The organism is Nonomuraea sp. NPDC050404 (assembly GCF_040655495.1).
Taxonomy (GTDB): domain Bacteria; phylum Actinomycetota; class Actinomycetes; order Streptosporangiales; family Streptosporangiaceae; genus Nonomuraea.
In genome coordinates this window covers 18,202-36,111 of sequence record NZ_JBFAKB010000004.1, presented here as the reverse complement: position 1 = coordinate 36,111, position 17,910 = coordinate 18,202, and the positions used below count along the sequence as shown (strand labels likewise).

Genomic DNA, 17,910 nt, shown 5'->3' with positions numbered 1-17,910 from the left:
AAGCCGTTTGCAGGCGGACCGGGGTTGAATCAGGGACGAGTCAGGGGCTACCCGGAGCCAAAGGAACTAAAGCCGTCAAGCCCCCCGTTTGGGAGGTATAAACGGGGCATCGGGGGCCTCTTCACGGGGAGCGTGATGAGCCTGGGACCACCAATGAGCAGGGAAGGCGCCGAGCATGCGCTGCGGACCCGCGCCGAGGAACGCGACCGCATCTCGGGCGACCTGCTCGATCTCGAATCCCATACGACCTACCAGCTGCTCAAAGGCGCCTCCTTACGCGGGACGACCGGGCGGCGCTGGGCGGCGGCGCAGGAGTCGCTGGTCGTGTTGTGGTCGCTGCACGACGCCTACCGGGCCGTGCTGCGCGACGCCGAGCAGGTCAGGGCGGCCCGCGCCAGGCTGGGCGCGGAGCAGCTCGCCCGGCTGACCGAGCTGCTGTCGGGCGCGTCCGTGGTGCTGCGGGCCGCCGCCAAGCCGGTCGAGCAGCGCTCGCTGCGGCCGCAGGCCGACGAGCGGCTGACGCTGGACGCGACCGTGACCCGGATGGACGCCGCCTTCGGCGAGGTCACCTCGGCGCTCAACGACATCGACGCGGTCTGGAACGCCGTGTTGCCCCGTCTCGACGAGGCCGACGCCGACCTGCGGCGGGTCCGCGAGCTGGAGCGCGAGCTGGGCGAGCCCGCCGACCTGGGCGCGCCGGAGACCGAGCTGAAACGCCTGCGTGCGGCGGTCGTCGAGGACCCGCTGGGCCCGCCCGCCGGACACGACCTCGACCGGGTGGCCCGCCTGCTGTCCGACCGGCGCGCGGAGGTCGAGCTGGCGATCGTGGTCAAGGGCGAGTACGCCAGGCGCCGCGAGAACCTGGTGGCCGCGCTGGACCTGGTGCGCGCGGCCGAGAGCGAGGCCCGGCTGGCGCACGGCGCGGTCGTCGTCAAGATCTCCCTGCCGCCCCGGGCGCAGCCGCGCAGCAGGGTGGACGGGCTGAGCGCCGCCCTGGACGCGCTGGACGCCTCAGCCGACCCCTGGGTGACCCGGGCCAAACGCGTGTCGGCCCTGGAGGAGGAGGTCCGCAAGGCCGCCGATCAGGCGCGGACCACGGCGAAGGCGCTGTACGGCCTGGTCAGTAGGCGGGATGAGCTGCGCGGGCGGCTCGGCGCCTGCCAGGTGATGGCGGTGCGCAAGGGACTGGCCGAGGATCCGGCCGCCGGCGAGCTGTACGAACGGGCGCGCACGTTGTTGTGGAGTGCTCCCTGTGACCTGACGAGGGCGGCCACGGCCGTCGAGGACTACCAGCGCGCGATCTCCGGAGGTAATCGATGACCCGCTGCGCGCAGCCCGGCTGCACGGGGACGATCGAGGACGGCTACTGCGACCTCTGCGGCCACGCGGCGAGCTCTCCACCGGTGCCCGCGGCGGCCTCCACCCCGTCGTCCGGCCCGTCGTCGGGATCCGCCCGGACCCGGCCGTCGAGCAGGTCGATGAGCGGCCCCGTGAGCAGCGGCAGGTCGCGGGCCGGCGTGCTGGCGACGGTCGCCGACCTGCCGTCCGCGCCCTACCGCGACCCGTCCACCGCGGTGATGACCGATCCCGAGGTGCCCGAGAACAAGCGGTACTGCGCCAATCCGGCGTGCGGGCAGGCGGTGGGCCGCTCCCGCGAGGGGCGGCCGGGGCTGACGAACGGGTTCTGCCCGCACTGCCGTACACAGTTCTCCTTCACCCCCAAGCTGAGCAAGGACGACCTGGTGGCCGGCCAGTACCGGGTGCTGGGCTGCCTGGCGCACGGCGGGCTCGGCTGGATCTACCTGGCCTCCGACGAGAACCTCGACGGCATGTGGGTGGTGCTCAAGGGCCTGCTCAACACCATGGACGCCGAGGCGCTGGAGGCGGCGGAGGCCGAGCGCAAGTTCCTCATCTCGGTCGACCACCCGAACATCGTCAAGATCATGAACTTCGTGCGCTCCGGTGGCTTCGGCTACATCGTCATGGAGTACGTCGGCGGCCAGTCGCTGCACGAGTTGCGCCGCCAGGGCCCGCTGCCGCTGCGCGAGGTCCTCATGTACGGCAGGGAGATCCTCCAGGCGTTCGGTTACCTGCACGAGAAGGGCCTGATCTACTGCGACCTGAAGCCGGCGAACGTGATCAGGGTCGGCAAGCGGCTCAAGCTCATCGACCTGGGCGCGGTGCAGCCGTTCGACTCGCCGGTGGGGTCGTCGTGGGTGACGACCGGCTACCACGCCCCCGAGTTGTCGGACCGGCCTTCGTCGGTGGCCTCCGACCTGTACACCGTGGCCAGGACGCTGGCCGTGCTGGCCATCCACGGGTTCAGCCCGGCCTCCGGCGGCACCGAGAACGCGCTGCCCGACGACTGCGGGCACGCCTCGTTCACCCGGCTGCTGCGCAAGGCGACCGCGCCGGACCCCGCCGACAGGTTCCAGAGCGCCGAGGAGATGGAGGAGCAGCTCGTCGGCGTGTTGCGGGAGGTCAGCGCGCTGGAGGAGGGGGTGCCTTACCCGGCGCTCTCGACGTTGTTCGGGCCCGAGCGCACGGCCGTCGGGACAGCGCTGTCCGGCGACGACGGCGAGGTGTTCCCGCCGCTCGACCCGGCGGCGGTGGCGCGCGCGCTGCCGGTGCCCCTGGTGGATCCGGCCGATCCGGCGGCGGGCTCGCTGGCCGGGCTGATCGGGCGTGACGGCAGGGACCTGATCGACCAGCTCGCCGCGATGCCGCAGACCCCCGAGACCAGGCTCATGCGGGCCAGGCTGCAGGCCGAGGCGCACGTGTACGAGGCGTACGCCGCCCTGGACGAGCTGGACCGCGACCTGCCGGGCGACTGGCGGGTCACCTGGTACCGCGGCGTGCACGCGCTGAGCGCCGGCCAGGCGGACACGGCGGTGTCGATGTTCGACGCGTGCGTGTCGGAGCTGCCCGGCGAGACGGCGCCCAAGCTGGCGCTCGCCTTCGCCCTGGAGTGCGCGGGCAAGCCGGCGATCTCCTGGTACGACGTCGTCTGGCGGACCGACCACAGTTATGTCAGCGCGGTGTTCGGGCTGGCCAGGGCGGGCCGGATGGGCGTGCTGGACGAGGTGCCCACCTCCTCGGTCTACCGGGTGGCGGCGCAGGTGGCGCTGGCGGCCTCGGTGGTACGGCGGTCCGACCTGAGCACGCTGGGGCCGGATGACCTGGTGGGCGCGGCCGAGCGGGTGACCAGGCAGGCCGACCTCGATCCGCGCCGCCGCGACCAGCTGATCGCGGAGGTGCTGGGCGGGGCGCTGACCTGGCTGGAAGGCAGCCCGCCACCGCCCAAGGACGCCCGGCTGGCCGACGCGCCGTTCACCGAGGCGGGGCTGCGCAGGCGGCTGGAGTCCATCTTCCGCAAGCTGGCGGTGGCGGCGGAGTCCCGCCAGGAACGCCACGAACTGATCGACCAGGCGAACGCCGTACGACCGAGGACGTGGTTGTGATGAAGCAGGCGGACGCCGTACGACCGAGGACGTGGTTGTGATGAAGCAGACGAGCGCCGTGCGACCGAGGACGTGGCTGTAGTGGGCCAGGACGGCATGTGTCCCGTCTGTGAGGCGCCCGTGCTGGCGGGAGACGTGTACTGCGAGGCGTGCGGCCACCCCCTGGGCGCGCCGGCCTGCGCCTCCTGCGGCGCGGCGGCCGTGGACGCGGAGGGTTATTGCGAGCGGTGCGGCCTGCGCCAGCCCACCGGCAGGGATCACGCCGAGAGCGTGCTCCCCGGCGGCGCGGCGGCGCTGACTGACAGGGGATTGCGGCGCAGCCGCAACGAGGACGCGGTGGCGCTGCTGGAGGCGGACGGGTCGGTCGTGACCGTGGTGTGCGACGGCGTGGGCAGCTCGCCCAGGGCCGACGAGGCGTCCGCGGTGGCCGTCGAGACCGCGGCCGCGGCGCTGGCCAGGGGGCTGCCGCAGGAGGAGGCGTTCGAGCTGGCGAGCCGGGCGGTGAGCAAGCTGGCGGCCTCGGTGCACGACGCGCCCGCGTGCACGTACATCTCGGCCGTGGTCGCGCGGGACGGCCGGGTCACGCTCTGCTGGGCCGGTGACACGCGGGCCTACCTGCTGCCCGCCGGCACCCTGCTGACCGTGGACGACGCGGTGGAGACCGGCGAGATCACCGCCTGGCTCGGCGCCGACGCCGGGGACGTCACTCCGCACCTGCGGACCTTCCTGCCCGAGGAGCCGGGCCTGCTGCTGGTCTGCAGCGACGGCCTGTGGCGCTATCTGGACGGCTACGACCTGCCCACCACCGGGACCCCCATCGAGATGGCCCGCGAGATGCTGCGCCACGCGCTCGGCAGCGGCGGCCAGGACAACGTGACGATTGCTTTGATCCCCCTAGGAGAATCGTATGGGTGACCAGCCCGCTTTCACGCTGAACATCGACCAGAACAAGTACCTGCCCATTGACGGCCGTGAGGTGCACGCCATCCTCACCGTCGCCTCGACGGGCAGCGCGCCCGTCTCCGAGGCGCCCGCGGAGGCGGCCGAGGTGATCATCATTGACACGTCGGGCTCGATGAGCGGCAGCAAGATCCGGGAGGCCAGGCAGGCGGCCGCGACCGCCGTGCAGACGCTGCGCGACGGCGTCTACTTCGCGGTGGTCGCCGGCACCGAGAAGGCCACCGTCGTCTATCCGGGTGGCAACGCCGGCCTGATCAGGGCCAACCCCGCCACCAGGGCCGAGGCCGAGCGGGCCATCAGCCGGCTGAGCGCCGGCGGCGGCACCGCGATCGGCCAGTGGCTGCAGCTGGCCGGTCACCTGCTGACCGCCAGCCCCGCGACGATCAAGCACGCGCTGCTCATGACGGACGGGCAGAACAACGAGCAGGACAGGGTGTTCGCCGCCACGCTGGCGGGCTGGAGCGGCAAGTTTGTTTGCGACAGCCTGGGCGTCGGCGACGACTGGGTGCCGGCCGAGCTGCGCAAGGTGGCCGACGCGATGCTCGGCACGTTCGACTTCGTACGCAACCAGGGTGACCTGCCCGAGTTCTTCCGCAGGCTCACGCAGACCTCGATGAGCAAGACCGTGGCCGAGCTGTCGCTGCGGGTGTGGGTGCCGCAGACGGCACGGCTGATGTTCGTCAAGCAGGTCTCGCCGACGCTGCTCGACCTGACCGGCAAGCGCACCGACGTCAACCCGCTGACCGGCGACTACCCGACCGGGTCGTGGGGTCAGGAGGAGCGCGAATACCACATCTGCGTCGAGGTGCCCTCCGCGCAGATCGGGCAGGAGATCAGGGCGGGCTGGGTCAAGCTCGTACGCCCCGACACCCAGGAGGTCCTGGCCACCGGCAACGTGCTGGCCCAGTGGACCGACGACCTGGCGCAGTCCACCCGCATCAACAGGAAGGTCGCCCACTACACCGGCCAGGCCGAGTTGCACGAGCTGATCCAGGACGGGCTCAGCGCCCGCGCCATGGGCGACGTCGACACCGCCACCGCCCGCCTGGCCAAGGCGCGGCAGATCGCCACCGAGTCGGGCAGGGAGGACACGGCCAGGCTGCTGGAGAAGGTGGTGGAGGTGGATCCGGCCACGGGCACGGCGCGGCTGCGCAGGAACGTGGACAAGGCCGACGAGATCGAACTCGACACCGGTTCGGTGCGGACGAGCCGGCTGCGCAAGGACGGAAGCTGATGGCCACCTGCCCGCAGGGGCACCAGTCGGGCGACGACGACTACTGCGACTTCTGCGGCATGCAGATGGCCGCTGCTCCCCAGGCCCAGCCCTCGGCCCCGCCCCAGCCCTCGTCCCCGCCGGAGGCCGCTACAGAGGACTGCCCGATCTGCCAGACGCCCCGCGCCGGGCAGTTCTGCGAGGTGTGCGGGCACGACTACAGCGGCACCGGCGCCGACCTCCCGCTTCCGGGAGCCGGCGCCCGCTTCGAGGCCGTCACCGCCGCCGACCGCGCCTACTACGACAAGGTCATCGCCGAGGGCGGGCCGGACGCCGACGCGATGGCGTTCCCGCCGTACTGCCCGGAACGCTCGTTCGCGCTGCACGGCGAGCAGGTACGCATCGGACGGCACAGCCGGGCCAGGAACCTGCGGCCGGAGATCGACCTGACCGGACCGCCGGAGGACCCGGGCGTGTCCCACCTGCACGCCGTGCTGCTGGGTCAGCCGGACGGCTCGTGGCTGCTGGTAGACCCGGGCTCGGCCAACGGCACCCAGCTCAACGGCAAGCCGCTCAAGGTCAACGTGCCGGTCCAGGTCGGCCCCGGCGACCGGATCCACCTGGGCGCCTGGACCGTCATCACGATCAGGGAGGGCACCCCATGACCGTGGTGCAGGCCCGGAGCGCTCCTCCCGCGCCGCCGGTGCGCAGGAGCGTGCCGGGCCGGATCCGGGTCATCTCCGGCATCACGGTCGCCTCGCTGGCGCTGCTCTTCGCGGCGCTCGCGATCGGCAGTTCCAGCGCCCGCGACGGCCTGCGGGTCATCGGCCGCGACGCCGGCCCGCAGGTCGTCGCCACCGCCGGGCTCTACCTGGCGCTCAGCGACATGGACGCCCAGGTGGCCAACGTGCTGGTGATGGGCAACGGCTATCCCGAGCAGCGGCGGCAGGCGCTGGCCCGGTACGAGTCGCAGCGGGCCCAGGCCAACCGGTCGCTGCTGGAGGCCTTCGAGCTGTCGGGCGACAACGAGGCCGAGCGCCGGACCGTGCAGTCGGTGCTCGACGGGCTCGGCCGCTACGAACGGCTGGCCGGGCAGGCGCTGCTGCTGGACGAGCAGGCGGGGCACGCCCCCGGGCCGCCGCCGCGCAAGGTGGTGCTGACCTACCGGCAGGCCACCGACCTGATGCGGATGGTGCTGCTGCCGCAGGCGTACAACCTGACCTTGGAGAGCGGCACGATCGTGCGCGCCACCTACGACCAGAAGGCCGTCATGGTGCCGCTCCTGCGGGGCGCGGTGCTGGCGGCCGGGCTGCTGGCGCTGGGCTGCCTGATCTGGCTGCAGGTGTTCCTGGCGCGGCGTTTCCGCCGGGTCTTCGGGCCCGCGCTGCTGGCGGCGACGGTGACGACCGCGCTGGCGCTGTTCTTCGGGGCGAGCGTGCTGGCCCAGGACCATGAGGCCCTGCGCACGGCCAAGTCGGCCGGGTTCGACTCGGTGCTGACGCTGGCCAAGGCGCGGGCGATCAGCAACAGCATGCAGGGCGACCAGAGCCGCTACCTGCTGGACAAGGAACGGGCCGACACCTACGAGCACACCTTCCTGGACAAGTCGCTGTCGGTGATCTACTACAACGCGGGCAACCTGACCGCCTATCACCGCGCGGTCGGCGCGGGCGGCAAGGACTTCCTCGGCCTGCTCGGCCCCGAGCTCGTCGGCCGGCAGGGCGCCCAGACCTTCGAGGCCTACCGGTCCTTCCAGGCCGCCGACGCGGAGTTCCGCCGGATGGCCACCGGCGGCCGGGCCAACGAGGCGGTCGCCGAACGGCTCGGGCCGGTCACGACGGCGTTCGACTCCTACGACCGGACGCTGGTGGATCTGTCGAAGACGCACGAGAAGGTGTTCAGCGGCGCGATCGCGACCGGTGAGGGCGCCCTGGACAACCTGTGGCGGCTGCTCCCCTACGCCATCGGGCTCATCGGGCTGCTGGTGATCGCCGGGGTGTGGCCACGACTCAAGGAGTACCGGTGAAGCGGGTGCTGGCGGTGATGCTGGTCCTGGCCGCGGTGGCGGTCTCGGGCTGCGGGATGAACGGCCAGGAGTCGATCCTGGACAAGGACAGGCTCGTCATCGGGGTACGCACGGATCTGCCGTCGGTCGGTTTCCGTGGCGCCGACGGCAGGTTCGAGGGCTTCGACGTGGACGTGGCCCGTTACCTGGCCGGCCAGCTGGGCAAGGAGTTCTCGCTGCTCGGCGTGCTGGCCGCCGACCGGGAGAAGGTGCTCGGCGACGGGCGGGCCGACCTGGTGGTGGCCACGTTCACGATCGACCAGGAGCGCAAGCGGCGGGTGCTGTTCGCGGGGCCGTACCACATCTCCTATCAGGACATCCTGACCCGGCCCGACGAGACGATCAAGAACGTGCGCGACCTGTCGGGGCGCCGGATCTGCGAGGTGCAGGGCGCGAACGCGGCCAAGCGGGTGGTGGAGGAACGCCAGGTGGCGGCGCGGGTCGTGCCGTTCCCCGACTACAAGCAGTGCCTGCAGGCGCTGCGGTCGGCGCAGGTGGACGCGGTCACCACGAACGACATCATCCTGGCGGGCCTGGCCAAGCAGGACGGCTCGGGGCTGCGGCTGGCCGGGGTGCAGTTCAACGAGCAGCGTACGGGGGTCGGGCTGGCCAAGGGCGACGTGCCGGGGTGCGAGGCGGTCAACCGGGCGATCACCGCCATGTACCAGGACGGGACCACGGAGAAGCTGCTGCGCAAGTGGTTCGGCGCGCCGTGGCTCGATCGCGGCATCGTCGCGGTCCCGCAGTTCGAAGGCTGCTCGTAGGGCTTGCGCGAACAAGGGCGGCCGGGTCCTCGGCTCAAGGCATCCGCAACCCACGTAGGAGGGCCACCCGGGCGCTCTTCTCGAAGCGTCCACGCAGGAGGGCGACCCGGGCGCTCTTCTCGAAGCGTCCCACGCAGGAGGGCGGCCCGGGTGCTCTTCTCGAAGCGTCCCACGCAGGAGGGCGGCCCGGGTGCTCGGCCCGGGTCGCCCTCCTGTTTCGCGTGATCAGTCCAGGTAGTCCCGCAACATCTGCGCGCGCGTCGGATGGCGGAGCTTGGCCAGCGTCTTCGACTCGATCTGGCGGATGCGCTCCCGCGTGACGCCGAACTCCCTGCCCACCTCCTCCAGCGTGCGCGGATGCCCGTCGGCCAGGCCGAAGCGGAGCTGGATGATGCGCTGCTCGCGGTCCGACAGCGTGGCGAGGATGTCGTCGAGCTGGTCCTGCAACATGATGAAGGCCGCGGCCTCCATGGGCACGACAGCGTCGGCGTCCTCGATGAAGTCTCCGAGGTCGGAGTCCTCCTCGCCGATCGGCGACTGCAGCGACACGGGCTCCTGGGCGATGCGCTGGATCTCCACCACTCGATCGACAGGGAGGTCCATCTCCTTGGCGATCTCCTCGGGGATCGGCTCGCGGCCGAGGTCCTGATGGAGCTGACGCTGCACTCTGACGAGCTTGTTGATGGTCTCCACCATGTGCACGGGGATGCGGATCGTCCGTGCCTGGTCGGCGATGGCCCGAGTGATCGCCTGTCTGATCCACCAGGTCGCGTAGGTGGAGAACTTGTAGCCCTTCGTGTAGTCGAACTTCTCCACTGCCCGGATGAGTCCGAGGTTGCCCTCCTGGATCAGGTCCAGGAAGAGCATGCCGCGGCCCACGTACCGCTTGGCGATCGACACCACGAGCCTGAGGTTGGCTTCGATGAGCCGCTGTTTGGCCCGGGTGCCCTGCCAGACCAGCTCCCTGAACTCCGGGAAGGCCAGTCGCGAGACCCCGTTGGCCAGCTTGTCCTCGGCGAACAGGCCGGCTTCGATGGACTTGGCGAGTTCCACCTCCTCTTCAGCGGTCAGCAGCGGCACACGGCCGATCTCCCGCAGATATATACGGACAAGATCGCTGGTCGGCGCCCGCTTGCCTACGTCTTCCTCATCGGCGCGGGGGGCCTCCTCATCGCCCTGCGGCTCGAGGACCTCCACGCCGTTCTCGGCGAGCATCCGCACGACGCGCTCCAGCGCGTCGGACGGCAACTCTGATCGGTCAAGCGCGGCTGCGACGTCATCGACGGTTACGCTTCCGCGCTCCCTTCCCTTCGCGACGAGGTCCGCCACCTGATCTACGGATGGCGGTCCACTTGGCAGCACCGATGCACCCACGGGAGACAGTCTGCAGTATTGGTTCCAGCAAATGGCAGACCCATTTTTGTCACGGAAGGTAAGACGATCGTCTTTGCGGATTTGAGATCGCTATAAGGTTTAGCCCGAGTTTGATCAGGATAGTAAAGTCAATTACGCGGTCTGGATTCCCGCGCCCGGCACCGCCGATGGGTCGGACGCAACTCTTTCGCTGCCCGGATGCCGTTGTCCTCCCGCTTTGTCGCAGCTTGGACCGCGCCAAGTTCCACGGTCAACCACCCGGTTATGCAGCTTGCGATCGCTGCCAAACTGTTACCTTCGATGGGCGCGATCTTGCCGGTCGGGGGCCTGTCGGGACGGTCGCCGTCCGGCGCGGGGGTGATCGTCAACCGTGGGACCGGCTCGGCGGGCGGGGCCGTCCGGGTGGCGGAAAGCGGGCGATCTTGACGCCTTGCCGGGTGGTTCCGCATCGAACTTATTGGGAACTTATGGGCGATCGGCATTCGCGCGTTTCTCCATATCCCCGGCGAGACAGGCCGGATGGGGCATGAGGTTATGGTCCGGGCGAATTCGGAGAATGAGCGCCTCGAAGGTGACGCAAGCTCACCTTATTGGCGGCGGTCGCGCGTGGTCGTACGACTCCGGTTACATGTGCCTTTTCCGGGCGGGAAGCCGGCCGTCAGCCTTCCGCAGCAGGTCGGTGCTGGGGTCCGGAGGCCGGGGGTGACGGCGGGTGAGGGGCTCGCGGCCGGGGCGCGCCGCTTCGGGAAACAACCGCGAGCGCCGGAGAAGGGGCCGGCTGAATTGCTCCCGGCGATGGAAGAAGGTCCGCGGCGCCGCTTTGGGCGTGGTGCTCGCCTGGAGTGGATTTCCGGCCGGGCGCCGGGAATTTCCCGGCAGCCGCAGCCGGATGCGCGCTTACCGCGCTCATTTCCACCGGCTCGGTAGGACCGCATTCCTCTTCGCGCCCCCGATCACCACCACCCCAAGGGACGACCGACGGCGACCGGAGCGCAAGACGTCCCGTGGTGTGAGCGGTCCGCGCCTCCGAAGCTCCCTCAGCCGCCTGCCACGCGGTTGCGCAGGACGCGGCGCTGCTGCTCCAGTGCCACCAGCTCGCCGAACAGCTTGTTGTACTCCTGCGGCTCCTCCACCGGATTGAGCCGCTGGATCCGCGACTTCACCTGCGCGATGGCCCGATCGACCGGCATGGCCTCCACGGCCGTCAGGATGTCGCCGGCGTAGCGCTCCTCGGCGTGCGCGTCGGCGTGGATGGCCTCCACCGCGAAGCGGGTCACCAGCGCCCGCGCGCCCTCCTCGTGAGCGTGCTCCAGCAGCCGGTCCACCCACTCCCGCCCGCCGTGCCCGGCCGCCGCCAGCCCGCCGGCCGCGACGATGACCTTGTGCAGGACCACGTGGTCGGGAGCCGTGAACGCCTGCGCGTCGATCGCGTCGAAGCGCGGCCCCAGCAGCGCCGGACGCTGCACGGCCAGCTTGAGCAGTTCGCCCTCGACGCGCACGCTCGGATCCAGCGGCGCCGCCTTGGGCAGACGCTGACGGCGGCCCTGCTGGGCGCCGGACACCTCGCCGATGCGCTGCATGACGAACCGCTCGTCCATGAAGCCCAGCCACCGGTCCAGGTCGATCGCGTACCGCTTGCGCAGGCCCACGTCCTTGATCCCGGCCACGATCGGCGCGGCCGCGTCGAGGGCGGCGATCTTGCCCTCGTTGCTGCGCAGGTCGTAGCGGGAGATGGTGCTCCTGATCGCGAACTGGAACAGCGGCTCCCTGCTGGCGATCAGGTCCCGCACCGCCGCGTCGCCCTGCTTGATGCGCAGGTCGCACGGGTCGAGCCCGTCGCTCTGCACCGCGACGTACGTCTGCGTGACGAACTTCTGCTCATCGGCGAACGCCCGCAACGCCGCCTTCTGCCCGGCCGCGTCGCCGTCGAAGGTGAAGATGACCTCGCCCCGGAACTCGGCCTGGTCCAGCAGGAAACGGCGCAGGATCTTGATGTGCTCCTCGCCGAAGGAGGTGCCGCAGGTGGCCACCGCGGTCGGCACGCCGGCCAGGTGACAGGCCATCACGTCGGTGTATCCCTCGACGATCACGGCCTGCGCGCGCTTGGAGATCTCCCGCTTGGCAAGATCAATGCCATAAAGCACCTGGCTCTTCTTGTAAAGCGGCGAGTCAGGCGTATTCAGATATTTCGGGCCGTCGTCGGAATCGAGCAGCTTCCGCGCGCCGAACCCGATCACATCGCCCGTCGCGTCCCTGATCGGCCAGATCAGCCGCCCGCGGAACCGGTCGATCGGCCCGCGCCGCCCCTCCCTGGCCAGCCCGCCCTTGATCAACTCCTCCACGGTGAACCCGCGCCCCAGGAGATGGCGGCTCAGCGCCTCCCACTCGGCCGGCGCGTGACCCACCCCGAACGCCTCGGCGTCGGCCCGCTCGAAGCCCCGCTCCGACAGGAACCGCCGCCCGACCGACGCGTCGGGCGCCATGAGCTTGTCGGCGTAGAACTCGGCCGCCGCCCGGTGCGCCTCGATCAGCCGGGCCCGCTCGCCATGGTCCCGCTTGGGGACGTAACCGCCCTGCTCGTACTGCAGGTGGACGCCGGCCCGCTGCGCCAACCGCTCGACTGCCTCGGTGAACGTCAGGTGCTCGATCTTCTCGACGAACGTGATCACGTCGCCGCCCTCGCTGCAACCGAAGCAGAAGTACATTCCGCGCTCGGGGGTGACGTTGAAGGACGGGCTCTTCTCGTCGTGGAAGGGGCACAACCCCTTGAGGTTGCCACCTCCGGCGTTGCGCAACTGGATGTGCTCGCCGATCACATCGGCGATGGGGGAACGCTCGCGTACGAGCGCGATGTCGACGTCACGGATGCGGCCAGCCACGCCGGGAAGTCTATGCCGCCCCACTGACGGTTCGGTGCCCCAGTGGGTGTCCGCGGGCGGGTGAGCGGGGAGGAAGGCGGGGGTTACCTCCGGGCTGTGAAAGGGGGAAAGCGGCCTTGCGTGGTCCCCACGTCGGCTACAAAGGTAAAGGTTGTCGGTGGAAACGGTGACACAGGTGGAGATCATGCGATCGGGGCATATCAGTCGATGGACGGCCATCACGGGCGTCGTGCTGCTGACCGGTGCCTGTTCACAGGCCGCCGGGCAGGCGGGAGCCGGAGCCGAGTCCCCCGCCGCGCCCACGATCACGGGCACGCCGGTGGTCACCGCCACGATCCCGACGCCCGAGCACCAGGCGGCCGCGCAGCCGCCCAAGGGTGACGCCCCGACCAAGGTGCCGCCGCCGAAGTTGTCGAAGTACACCTACACCTTCCCGGTGAAGGGCTGTAAGACGACCTACCAGCGCAAGCTGCTCGTCCTGCCCAAGACGACCATCTGGGCCAAGCAGGGGTGCTCGTTCGTCGCGCCGGTCGATGGCGTGGTGGATGAGGTGAACGTGCGGAACAGGTGGTCGCCCTCCACGGACACGGGCGCCACGCGCGAGGGCAGGTTCGTCACGATCATCGGTGCGGACGGCGTGCGGTACCTCGGCGGTCATCTCGACTCGGTGGCCCGTGGGATCAAGCCGGGCGTCCGGGTCAAGGCCGGCCAGGCGCTGGGCCGGGTCGGCAGGTCGGGCAACGCCCGCGACACCGCTCCCAACCTCTACTTCGCGATCTCGTGGAAGACCGGCCCGGCCTTCTGGTGGGTACGCAGGGGGATGGTCAAGCCGTGGGACTACCTCGACGCCTGGCAGACGGGCAACCGTACGCTCTCCCCGAGGGATGAGACGCTGAAGCTGCGCGGGAAGCTCGGCGAGACGCCGGACTGCACGGTCCTGTGCGCCTCGAAACAGCCGCGGCGGCCCCAGCCGAGCACGACCACCCCGAAGCCCAGGCAGGCCAGGGACGGCGGGATCACCACCCTCAACCCGACGACAGCTCCTTTTGGTCCACCGTGACGCCCGACGTGATGAGCTCCTGGATGTCGTCCACGACGTCCCAGACGTTGACGTTCATGCCCGCGACGACGCGCCCGCCGCGCAGCCAGTAGGCGATGAACTCCATGCTCTCGGGGTCGCCGCGGTAGACGATCTCGTCGTGGCCCTCGATGTCGCCGGAGAACTCCATGCCCAGTTCGTACTGGTCGGTGTAGAAGTACGGGAGCCGGTCGTAGGACATCTCCCGGCCGAGCATGGACCTGGCCGCGGCCGGGCCGCCGTGCAGGGCGTTGGCCCAGTGTTCGACGCGGATGTGGCGGCCGTACAGGGGGTGGAAGAACTCGGCCACGTCGCCGGCGGCGTACACGTCGGGGTGCGAGGTGCGCAGGGCGGCGTCGGTGCGGATGCCCTGGCCGACGTCGAGGCCGGCGTCGCGGGCAAGCCCGACCTCGGGCGCGGCGCCGATGCCGGCGACGACGAGGTCGGCGGTGAGCCGTTCGCCGGAGCTGAGCCGCACGCCGGTCCCGGTTACTTCCGCGGCGGCGGTGCCGAAACGCAGGTCCACGCCCTTGCTCGCGTGCAGGCGGGCGAACAGCCCGCCGAGTTCGGGGCCGAGCGCACGGTTGAGCGCGGTGGGCTCGGGCTCGACGACCGTCACCTCACAGCCGGCCTGCCTGGCCGCCGCCGCGGTCTCCAGGCCGATCCAGGACGCGCCGACGACCAGCACGGAGCCGGCCTGCGCGAAGCGCCGCCCGAGCGCCTCGCTGTCCTCGACGGTACGCAGGTAGTGGGCGGGTCCCGGCAGGCGTCTGGGCACGGCGCCGGTCGCTATGAGCAGTTTGTCGTACGGCTGGCGCGACCCGTCCCCGAGCCGGACCAGGTGGTGCCGCGGCTCTATGCGGGTGACCCGGATGCCGAGCCGGAGATCCACACCGTTGCCCGCGTACCAGCCGGGGGCGTGGACGAAGATCTTCTCTCGTTCGCTCTTGCCCTGGAGGTAGTCCTTGGACAGGGGCGGTCTCTCATAGGGCCGTTCGCTCTCCGCGCCGATCAGCACGATCTCGCCGTCGAAGCCCTCCTCGCGCAACGTCTGCGCGGCCTTCGCCCCGGCCAGTCCGGCGCCGACGATCACATATGTGGCCATGGGCGCAGTATGCGCCCGCCGGGGTCTTCGGGAAAGCGGGTTGTGCCAGGCGACCTGGCTCGTTACGAACCTCTGGCACCGCAAGCCGGCGGCCCTTGGACGTCACGGGTCGGCGGGCCACAGGCGTCACGCACGGGTCGGCGGGCCTCACGGCGTCACGGGTCGGCGGGCTTCAGGCGTCACGGATCAGCGGGAGAGTGCGCGGTGCCAGGCCACCGCCGAGGTGTCGGTGAGTGAGGCGATCTGGTCGATCACCACGCGTACGCGGGCGGCGTCGTTCGCGGCCTCCAGGAACGCGGGCCGGAAGGCGGGCTCCAGCGTGCCGGGGGCGCCCAGCATGGTCACGGAGGCCAGTTCGGCGATCAGCTCGCGCTGCCTGGCCTGGTTGGCGTTGTGGCCCTCGGTGGTCATCACGTAGTGCGCGGTGACGCCCTTGAGCAGCGCGCACTCCAGCCTGGTGGCGTGCGGCACGACGAGGTCGGTGCGGTGGCGGGAGCCGTGCGCCTCCTCCAGGGTGGCGGCCTGCGCCGAACGGCAGAAGCGGCCGATGAGCCCGCTGGTGAGCGCCTTGAGCCCGGCCAGGTCGGCGATCGTGGCCTCGAAGCTGCGCGGCCAGAGCGGGTCGGCGATCAGTTTGGTGAAGACCTCCGCCAGCTCGCCCGGGTCGGCGCCGGGGGCGTACCAGGTGCGGGTGATCTCGCAGACGGCGGCGCGCTCGACGGGTGAGCGCAGGGCCTCGGGGGTGACGTGGCCCAGGTGCAGGGCGTCCTCAAGATCGTGTACGGAGTAGGCGACGTCGTCGGCCCAGTCCATGATCTGTGCCTCGAAGCTCACCCTGCCCTCCGGCGCGCCCCGCCTGATCCACTCGAACACCGGCAGGTCGTCGTCGTACACGCCGAACTTGGGCGACTTGTCGCACGTCCACGGGTACTTGATGGAGGCGTCCAGGGCGGCGCGGGTCAGGTTGAGCCCGGCGCTGTGCCCGTCCTCGGTGAGCACCTTGGCCTCCAGCCTGGTCAGCAGGCGCAGGCTCTGGGCGTTGCCCTCGAAGCCGCCGCACGAGTCGGCCAGCTCGTTGAGCGCCATCTCGCCGTTGTGACCGAACGGCGGGTGCCCCAGGTCGTGGGCCAGGCAGGCGGTCTCCACCAGGTCGGGGTCCACGCCGAGGGTGGCGCCCATCTCCCTGCCCACCTGGGCGCATTCGAGAGAGTGCGTCAGCCGGGTGCGCGGGATGTGCTGGCCGCCGCCGAACGTCTCTCCCGGCCCGACGACCTGCGTCTTGGCGGCCAGCCTGCGCAGAGCGGCGCTGTGCAGCACGCGTGCCCTGTCGCGTTCGAAGGCGCCGCGTTCGAACGCGGCGCCTTCCGGATTGCCGGGAAGTTCCGGAGCCCAACGCTCTTGGTCATGCTCGTCGTAATACGGCATCGGTGAAGTGATTTTATCCAGTTTCATGTCTCCGCTAGTGTCGAGCCTCGCGAGATACCATTCCCCGGGAGCCCTTCCCCATGACGACAGCGTTCCGAGCAGTGCTGGCCTTTACCCTGCTCGCCGGCTTCTACGTGCTGGTGGGCCTCTTCGTGGCCGCCGCGATCTTCCTCGACGTCATGCTCCTCGTCGACTTCCACGCCAACACGATCAAGTTCGCGGTCGTGCTCACGCTGGCCGCCGCCGCACTCGTCCGCGCGCTGGTCATGGTCAGCCGCCGGCAGGATGGTGAGCAGCCCGGCGTGCCCGTCGGGCGCGAGCACGAGCCGGTGTTGTGGCAGACGGTGCAGGAGCTGGCCCAGCGGGTACGCACCGCGCCGCCGGACGAGATCCGGCTGGTCGCCGAGGTGAACGCGGCCGTCTCCGAGGACACGCGGTTCCTCGGGCTGCGGGCGACGCGGCGGCGCATGTTCATCGGCCTGCCGCTGCTGCAGACGCTCACCGTGGACGAGATGCGCTCGGTGCTCGGGCACGAGCTCGGCCACTACAGCGGCGCGCACACGCGGCTGGGCGCGCCGGTCTACCGGGGCCGGGTCTCGCTCATCGCCACCGTCCAGGGCCTGCACAACCATCCGTTCATCCAGCGCCTGTTCACCTGGTACACCAAGCTCTACCTGCGGATCTCGCAGGCCGTCTCGCGCAAGCAGGAGCTGGAGGCCGACCAGCTGGCCGTCGCGATCGGCGGACGGCAGGCCATGTCGGGCGCCCTGCGCAAGATCCACGCCACCGCGACAGGCTGGGACCTGTACGTCAACAACTACCTGGTGCTGACCGGCACGGGCGGCTTCAGGCCGGCCACCGTGTTCGGCGGCTTCCACGCGCTCATGAGCGACCCCGACCGCCAGGCCGAGCTCATGAAGCTGGGCGAGGAGCCCGAGGAGGTCTCCCCCTACGACTCGCACCCGAGCCTGGCCGAGCGCCTGACCGCGATCGAGCACCTGCCCGAGCCGCAGCAGGTGCCCGACCCGCGCTCGGCCCTGACGCTGCTGGTCGATCCCAACGTGGCGGTGCAGGCGGTGGAGCAGTCGATGTGGACGCCGGACGCGCTGCGGAACCTGCGGCCGGTGTCGTGGGAGGAACTGGTCGCGCGCGGCATGTACGCCGGCCGCAACGCCGAGGCCCTGCGTGACCTGGCGACGGCCGGGCAGCAGGTGATGGGGGCCGCGCAGCCGTACCTGGACGCGGCGTTCGAGGCGATCGGGCGGGGACGGCAGGCGGAGCTGGAGGCCAAGCTGCTGGAGCAGGGCTGGAACCCGTCGCCGACGCTGCTGGCCGGGGTGCTGGGGCAGGCGCTGGAGGCGGTGCTGATCCAGCTCGGCCAGGCCAAGTGGACGTTGTCGTGGTCGGGGCCCGCGCGGCTGCTGTTCGACGACGGGGAGGAGGTCGCGCTGTCGGAGTACGCGGCCCAGGTGGCGGCCGATCCGGCGGCGGTGGCGGGGCTGCGGCGGTGGCTGGGTGATCATGGCATGCGGCACGACTACGTACCGATCGAGGAGCCCAGCCCGGCCGCGCTGAACTGAACACGG

Annotated in this window: 13 protein-coding genes; 9 read left to right on the top strand and 4 right to left on the bottom strand. The window is 70.8% G+C overall.

Annotated features, from left to right (window positions below; translation table 11 throughout):
- The first annotated feature begins 153 nt into the window (after nucleotides 1-153).
- The 7 genes from AB0I81_RS11780 (at nucleotide 154) to AB0I81_RS11750 (ending at nucleotide 8,463) form a co-directional block, all read left to right on the top strand.
- Complete coding sequence (locus AB0I81_RS11780) at nucleotides 154-1,320, top strand: hypothetical protein (RefSeq protein ID WP_360654043.1); 1,167 nt, start codon at nucleotides 154-156, stop codon at nucleotides 1,318-1,320.
- Nucleotides 1,317-3,461 (top strand): tetratricopeptide repeat protein, encoded by a 2,145-nt coding sequence (locus AB0I81_RS11775; RefSeq protein WP_360654040.1) that lies wholly within the window; start codon nucleotides 1,317-1,319, stop codon nucleotides 3,459-3,461. Before AB0I81_RS11780 ends, AB0I81_RS11775 begins: the two co-directional genes overlap by 4 nt.
- A gap of 72 nt (nucleotides 3,462-3,533) precedes the next feature.
- Nucleotides 3,534-4,376 carry a protein phosphatase 2C domain-containing protein gene (locus tag AB0I81_RS11770; protein WP_360654037.1) on the top strand — a complete coding sequence of 281 codons (843 nt, stop codon included), beginning with the start codon at nucleotides 3,534-3,536 and terminating at the stop codon, nucleotides 4,374-4,376.
- On the top strand, nucleotides 4,369-5,655 hold the full coding sequence (locus AB0I81_RS11765; RefSeq protein ID WP_360654034.1) for a VWA domain-containing protein: 1,287 nt from the start codon (nucleotides 4,369-4,371) through the stop codon (nucleotides 5,653-5,655). Before AB0I81_RS11770 ends, AB0I81_RS11765 begins: the two co-directional genes overlap by 8 nt.
- The gene (locus AB0I81_RS11760; protein ID WP_360654031.1) at nucleotides 5,655-6,299 is read left to right on the top strand and encodes an FHA domain-containing protein; all 645 of its coding nucleotides are present in this window, start codon (nucleotides 5,655-5,657) and stop codon (nucleotides 6,297-6,299) included. Before AB0I81_RS11765 ends, AB0I81_RS11760 begins: the two co-directional genes overlap by 1 nt.
- Nucleotides 6,296-7,660, top strand: coding sequence for a hypothetical protein (locus tag AB0I81_RS11755; protein ID WP_360654028.1), 1,365 nt, complete (start codon nucleotides 6,296-6,298; stop codon nucleotides 7,658-7,660). Before AB0I81_RS11760 ends, AB0I81_RS11755 begins: the two co-directional genes overlap by 4 nt.
- Nucleotides 7,657-8,463 (top strand): transporter substrate-binding domain-containing protein, encoded by an 807-nt coding sequence (locus AB0I81_RS11750; protein WP_360654025.1) that lies wholly within the window; start codon nucleotides 7,657-7,659, stop codon nucleotides 8,461-8,463. The genes AB0I81_RS11755 and AB0I81_RS11750 overlap by 4 nt, the downstream gene beginning before the upstream one ends.
- Before the next feature lie 225 nt (nucleotides 8,464-8,688).
- Here the strand turns inward: AB0I81_RS11750 and rpoD are convergent, their stop codons facing one another.
- Nucleotides 8,689-9,825, bottom strand: a complete 1,137-nt coding sequence (rpoD, locus tag AB0I81_RS11745; protein ID WP_360655511.1) for an RNA polymerase sigma factor RpoD — start codon at nucleotides 9,823-9,825, stop codon at nucleotides 8,689-8,691.
- A gap of 1,049 nt (nucleotides 9,826-10,874) precedes the next feature.
- Nucleotides 10,875-12,716, bottom strand: a complete 1,842-nt coding sequence (dnaG, locus tag AB0I81_RS11740) for a DNA primase (protein WP_360654022.1) — start codon at nucleotides 12,714-12,716, stop codon at nucleotides 10,875-10,877.
- A gap of 184 nt (nucleotides 12,717-12,900) precedes the next feature.
- Here dnaG and AB0I81_RS11735 point away from each other — a divergent pair, with 184 nt between their 5' ends.
- Nucleotides 12,901-13,776 (top strand): M23 family metallopeptidase, encoded by an 876-nt coding sequence (locus tag AB0I81_RS11735; RefSeq protein WP_360654019.1) that lies wholly within the window; start codon nucleotides 12,901-12,903, stop codon nucleotides 13,774-13,776.
- Here the strand turns inward: AB0I81_RS11735 and AB0I81_RS11730 are convergent.
- Both AB0I81_RS11730 and AB0I81_RS11725 read right to left on the bottom strand, forming a co-directional pair.
- Nucleotides 13,742-14,899, bottom strand: coding sequence for an FAD-dependent oxidoreductase (locus tag AB0I81_RS11730; RefSeq protein ID WP_360654016.1), 1,158 nt, complete (start codon nucleotides 14,897-14,899; stop codon nucleotides 13,742-13,744). The two genes, AB0I81_RS11735 and AB0I81_RS11730, sit on opposite strands and share 35 nt — an antisense overlap.
- A 186-nt stretch (nucleotides 14,900-15,085) precedes the next feature.
- Complete coding sequence (locus tag AB0I81_RS11725; protein ID WP_360654013.1) at nucleotides 15,086-16,324, bottom strand: deoxyguanosinetriphosphate triphosphohydrolase; 1,239 nt, start codon at nucleotides 16,322-16,324, stop codon at nucleotides 15,086-15,088.
- A gap of 80 nt (nucleotides 16,325-16,404) precedes the next feature.
- On the opposite strand from AB0I81_RS11725, the gene AB0I81_RS11720 reads away from it, so the two are divergent.
- Nucleotides 16,405-17,904, top strand: a complete 1,500-nt coding sequence (locus AB0I81_RS11720) for a M48 family metallopeptidase (RefSeq protein WP_360654010.1) — start codon at nucleotides 16,405-16,407, stop codon at nucleotides 17,902-17,904.
- Nucleotides 17,905-17,910 lie beyond the last annotated feature (6 nt).

Coding starts and splice junctions, on each gene's coding strand:
- AB0I81_RS11730 (WP_360654016.1), bottom strand. CDS start 14,899: ATGGCCACATATGTGATCGTCGGCGCCGGACTGGCCGGGGCGAAGGCC.
- AB0I81_RS11725 (WP_360654013.1), bottom strand. CDS start 16,324: ATGCCGTATTACGACGAGCATGACCAAGAGCGTTGGGCTCCGGAACTT.
- AB0I81_RS11720 (WP_360654010.1), top strand. CDS start 16,405: ATGACGACAGCGTTCCGAGCAGTGCTGGCCTTTACCCTGCTCGCCGGC.
- AB0I81_RS11765 (WP_360654034.1), top strand. CDS start 4,369: ATGGGTGACCAGCCCGCTTTCACGCTGAACATCGACCAGAACAAGTAC.
- AB0I81_RS11760 (WP_360654031.1), top strand. CDS start 5,655: ATGGCCACCTGCCCGCAGGGGCACCAGTCGGGCGACGACGACTACTGC.
- AB0I81_RS11735 (WP_360654019.1), top strand. CDS start 12,901: ATGCGATCGGGGCATATCAGTCGATGGACGGCCATCACGGGCGTCGTG.
- AB0I81_RS11755 (WP_360654028.1), top strand. CDS start 6,296: ATGACCGTGGTGCAGGCCCGGAGCGCTCCTCCCGCGCCGCCGGTGCGC.
- AB0I81_RS11780 (WP_360654043.1), top strand. CDS start 154: ATGAGCAGGGAAGGCGCCGAGCATGCGCTGCGGACCCGCGCCGAGGAA.
- AB0I81_RS11775 (WP_360654040.1), top strand. CDS start 1,317: ATGACCCGCTGCGCGCAGCCCGGCTGCACGGGGACGATCGAGGACGGC.